Origin of the sequence: Lancefieldella parvula (assembly GCF_963530955.1) — a bacterium.
GTDB classification, from domain to species: Bacteria; Actinomycetota; Coriobacteriia; order Coriobacteriales; family Atopobiaceae; genus Lancefieldella; species Lancefieldella parvula_A.
The window spans coordinates 1-4,134 of the sequence record NZ_CAUSFQ010000105.1; the positions used below are offsets into that span (position 1 = coordinate 1).

The window sequence follows — 4,134 nt, forward strand, 5'->3', positions numbered from 1 at the left end:
TCCCGAAGATTATATTCAGATTCCTTGGGACCAGATTGATCATGTGGCCGCCTCAGTTATGGGACGCACCAAAAGCATTTCTCGCTTTGCTATCTTTACTAAAAGCAATGGTAACTACTCGTTTTCTACGCGGGACAACAAGGCAACACTAAGGGCAATTCGCACCTACATAGGGGAGGAGAAGCTCGTGCGTTCTCCAAACTTCTGGTTTGTCTTTAAGCACGGACTTATGGCAATTCCACAGCTTCCTCGCCTTATTAAAGAGAGTTTTATTAAAAAGAAGTAAGCAAATTTTGCATTTTCACAAGAGCCGCCAGCACGGAAGGCGTGAAACTGATAAAATCCAACATGCATATACGTGTCGCGGGTAGTTTGAAAATTCACGTTCTTCTCGCGACTTTACCGAGTGAAAAGAGTTAGACGTGGCAACTATCAGCACCGCAGATTTTAAGAACGGCCTTGGCCTTAAGATTAACGATAAGTACTACACCATCGTTGAGTTCCAGCACGTAAAGCCAGGTAAGGGCGGCGCTTTTGTCCGCTATAAGATTCGTGACCTTCGCTCTGGCCGCGTTATCGATCAGACCTGCAACGCTGGCACCAAGTTTGAGAACGTTCTTCTGCTCACCAAAGAGATGCAGTACCTCTACAACGACGGTGAGTCCTTCTACTTCATGGACAATGAGACATACGATCAGGTAGCTGTTCCTGCTGATTTCATTGGCGAGAAGAGCGTCTGGTTCAAGGAGAACGATAACGCACAGCTTCTCTATGCAGACACTGAGCTTCTTGGCGTTGAGCCTCCAATGTTTATTGAGGCAGAGATCACTGAGACCGATCCAGGTTTCAAGGGTGACACCGTTCAGGGTGGTACTAAGCCAGCAACTATTGAGACCGGTGCAACTCTTCAGGTCCCAATGTATCTGAACCAGGGTGAGCGCATTAAGGTTGACACCCGCGACGGCAAGTTTGTTTCTCGCGTTTAATGCATTCTCTTTGGGTGCATTGGCATCCAACAGTATTGAGTAATTATTTCAAAGACAGTTTGTCTTTTTAGGGGGTAGACATGGCTGAAACAGAGCTTCGTATAGCAGGCATCGGCATCTCAAAAGATGTAATTTCAACGGTTGTCTCCGGCGCAGCTGGAAGTGTTGAAGGTGTTGCCTCCGTTGGCGGAAACGATACCCTGGCATCCAACCTTATTAACGTCTTTACCAGCAGAAGCCTTGCTCCAGAGAAGGCTGTAGAGGCAGGTGTAGAGAACGGTCAGCTCCACCTTGGAGTACACCTTACCGTTTTCTATGGCTATCCTTTCACAAAGCTTGCATCTGAGGTAAGGCTTGCTGTTGCAACTGCCGTAAATGAGCAGATTGGCGTCAGTATTGCTTCCGTTGATGTTTACATTGACAGCCTTGTTTTTCCTAAGGAGTAGGCTTGAGCGTTAAGTTTTTTGGACGTACCCGCGCCCGTAGCCAAGCACTACAGCTTTTATTCCAGGCTGAAGCCACTAATCGCAGCGTTCTTGAGGTCCTCGACGGAGACTACACGCTCTCCGAGGGACCTCTTGACGAGTATGCACAGTCACTGGCAGTAGGAGCAGATGGCATCAGAGATGATCTTGACGACATCATTGCTGCTTACTCAAAAGACTGGGCAATTGATCGCATGCCTTCTGTTGACCGCAATCTTCTAAGAATTTCTCTCTACGAGATTCTGGAGGTTCCAGAGGTTGACGTTGCTGTTGCTATTAACGAGGTAGTTGACCTTGCTCGCGCCTACTGTGGTGACGATTCTCCTCGTTTTATTAACGGTGTTCTCGGCCGTATTGTTGACGATGTTGAGGCTGGAGAAGACATTTATTCTCTGTGTCATAAGCAGCCTGCTGAACAGGACAATTCTGAAGAAGAGCCAGTAAGCTTTGTGGAAGATGCAGAGTAGCCATGGCAAAAATCGATACGTCTGAATATCAGAGCTTTGACCAGATAACCGCAAGGCTTGATTCGATTGTTGATCAAGTTCGCGATAAGAACGTCTCGCTGGAGCATTCTCTTGACCTCTTTGATGAGGCAATTGCTCTAGGTTCCAAGGCTGTCAACATGGTTGACACCACAGAGTTTACCCCAGAAGAGGAAGAACGTCTGGTTCAGGCTCAGGCTGCAGGAGATATGGCTGACGAAGAGAGCACCACAGAAGCTACCGAAGCTGCTTCTGATGAGCAGACTTCTGATGAGCAAGCTGAGGCTTCAGCTGCAGATGAAACGTCGTCTGATGACGCAGTTTCAGAAAGCGATGAGCACTAGTGGCTCAACGTGTTTCTCGCCAAAGGCTTGATAAAGAGCTGGTTAGGCAAGGATTTTTCAAAGACACCCAGGCTGCGCTGCGCGCAATTCTTGCGGGCGATGTTTCTACGAGCGATAGAAGACTGACCTCAGCAGGAGAGCTTGTTCCTGAGGGATTATTTCTGCATGTAAAAGGCGCTATTCCGTACGTGAGTAGAGGCGGACTTAAGCTAGAGCGTGCCTTTGAAGTTTTTGATTTTACGGTACAACATAAAAAATGCTTAGATATTGGCTGTTCAACTGGTGGTTTTACCGATTGCCTGCTTCAAAATGGAGCTGCTTCGGTTACCTCAGTTGATGTTGGCTATGCGCAGTTTGATTGGTCGCTAAGAAACGATAGTAGGGTTGAGCTGCTTGAGCGAACAAACATTACTTCGCTGCCGGAATTGGGTTATTCTCACGTCTTCGATGTAGCCGTGTGCGACGTATCGTTTACTTCAATTCTGTCAATTCTTCCTTCTGTTTTAGATGTTCTAGCTCCTGAAGGAGTCTTTGTTACGCTGGTCAAACCGCAGTTTGAAGCTAAAAGGGAAGAAGTGGGCGAGGGCGGCATTGTGACCGATACGTCCGTGCGCCTACGTACGTTGCAAAAGGTTGCCGATGCGTTCAAAGAAGCTCATATGGGTCCTTTAGGCGCATGTGAGAGCCCTATTCATGGTGCTAAGGGTAACGTGGAATATTTGCTGTTTGGACAGCTTGGGGCAGGGTCGTTCGATTTAGATCTTGCTTCAGTGGTTTTGAACCATTCTGTAGAAATAGTGAAATAGAACTAATGTTCTATTTTGTAGTATTGTTCGTAGGTTTTTAGGTATACTAAGTACATCGAATCAGACGTTTAACTGTTTCAGTTGTGCAGTCAAGCAAAATCGGGAGAGTGGTTTGCGTGAAGGTGCTTCTTGTTCCAAATTATTCAAGAGAAGTTGCTGTTTCTGGTGCACGTGAACTTGAAGAATGGCTTTTTGAGCAGGGATGTGATGTCCAGTGGGCGCACGATAAAAAGCTGTTCCCAGATAAAGTTGTAGATTGCTCTGATTGTCAGCTTGTTATTTCTCTTGGTGGAGACGGAACACTTCTGAGAGCTGCCAAAATTGTTGAGTATTCAGAAATTCCAATCCTGGGTATTTCATACGGTCACCTTGGCTTTTTGACCAGCGCAACCCCTAACAAAATGATTGAGATGGTAGCTGACGCCCTTGCAGGGGAGCTTCACGTTTCTAGAAGAGCAACGCTTGCAATAGAAACAGAATATGAGCTTCCATCTGGAGAAACTTACGTCGAGAAGACCTTCTCGCTCAATGATTTTGCTGTTTCTAGGGGTGGAGCAGGCGATATGGTTGAGTTTACGGTTTCTGTATCGGGCAACCATATCGATAAGCTTCGCGGAGATGGCTTTGTAGTTAGTACAGCAACTGGATCTACTGGTTATGCTCTTGCTGCTGGTGGCCCTATTGTTACACCAGAGTTCTCAGGAATGGTTTGTGTACCAATTGCACCACATACTATTTTGGCTCGCGCATTTCTTACCTCTCCTTCCGATGTGGTTGAAATCACTATGTCAAAAGATAGACCTGCACCATGTCACTTCTTCTCTGATGGACAAAACATCAAGCATCCAGAGGAGGGTGTGGCTACCAAAGCTTGCATCAGCCGTGGACCAGGAGACATTATTCTGCTTGATAGAAGCGCTGATAGTTTCTATCGTTCAGTTTCTCGCGTGTTTTACGGTAAAACTGGTCAGTAAGCAGGTCATATATGCTTGATGAACTTCGCGTGCAAAATGTTGCACTTATTGAAG

At 46.6% G+C, this 4,134-nt stretch carries 7 protein-coding genes; all 7 read left to right on the forward strand.

The genetic code is table 11. From position 1 onward, the window contains the following. A partial coding sequence (locus RWJ43_RS06215) for a DUF956 family protein (RefSeq protein WP_314009008.1) occupies positions 1-286 on the forward strand: 286 nt, incomplete at its 5' end. Positions 287-422: 136 nt separating this feature from the next. Beyond that, the gene (gene efp, locus RWJ43_RS06220) at positions 423-986 is read left to right on the forward strand and encodes an elongation factor P (protein ID WP_012808557.1); all 564 of its coding nucleotides are present in this window, start codon (positions 423-425) and stop codon (positions 984-986) included. Positions 987-1,066: 80 nt separating this feature from the next. Beyond that, positions 1,067-1,432, forward strand: coding sequence for an Asp23/Gls24 family envelope stress response protein (locus RWJ43_RS06225; protein WP_035428027.1), 366 nt, complete (start codon positions 1,067-1,069; stop codon positions 1,430-1,432). 2 nt (positions 1,433-1,434) lie between these two features. Further along, positions 1,435-1,938 (forward strand): transcription antitermination factor NusB, encoded by a 504-nt coding sequence (gene nusB / locus RWJ43_RS06230; RefSeq protein WP_314009010.1) that lies wholly within the window; start codon positions 1,435-1,437, stop codon positions 1,936-1,938. Between the two features lie 2 nt (positions 1,939-1,940). After that, on the forward strand, positions 1,941-2,300 hold the full coding sequence (locus tag RWJ43_RS06235) for an exodeoxyribonuclease VII small subunit (RefSeq protein WP_314009013.1): 360 nt from the start codon (positions 1,941-1,943) through the stop codon (positions 2,298-2,300). Continuing rightward, on the forward strand, positions 2,300-3,106 hold the full coding sequence (locus tag RWJ43_RS06240; RefSeq protein ID WP_314009015.1) for a TlyA family RNA methyltransferase: 807 nt from the start codon (positions 2,300-2,302) through the stop codon (positions 3,104-3,106). The genes RWJ43_RS06235 and RWJ43_RS06240 overlap by 1 nt, the downstream gene beginning before the upstream one ends. 116 nt (positions 3,107-3,222) lie before the next feature. Next, complete coding sequence (locus RWJ43_RS06245) at positions 3,223-4,080, forward strand: NAD(+)/NADH kinase (RefSeq protein WP_314009017.1); 858 nt, start codon at positions 3,223-3,225, stop codon at positions 4,078-4,080. Positions 4,081-4,134 lie beyond the last annotated feature (54 nt).